The following is a 209-nucleotide window of genomic DNA, read 5'->3' on the forward strand; positions in this document are numbered from 1 at the left end:
TTTAGAGACACCTACTGCAGGCGAGATTTGGGTTAATGGCGAATTAATTCAAATGAAAAACAACCGCCAAGGTGTTTCTGTTCCTGCCAATGAAAAACAAATACAGCGAATCCGCTCTCGTCTGGCGATGGTTTTTCAGGGTTTCAATCTGTGGTCTCACCTGACCGTTCTTGAAAATGTTATCGAAGCGCCTGTTCACGTCTTAGGTG

The 209-nt window shown here is 44.5% G+C and carries 1 pseudogene; it reads left to right on the forward strand.

Annotation, left to right across the window (positions count from 1 at the left end):
• Window positions 1-209, forward strand: a pseudogene (locus AB4486_RS27180) (histidine/lysine/arginine/ornithine ABC transporter ATP-binding protein); the annotation flags it as partial.

It is taken from the genome of Vibrio sp. 10N.222.55.C6 (assembly GCF_041473395.1).
Taxonomy (GTDB): Bacteria; Pseudomonadota; Gammaproteobacteria; order Enterobacterales; family Vibrionaceae; genus Vibrio; species Vibrio crassostreae_C.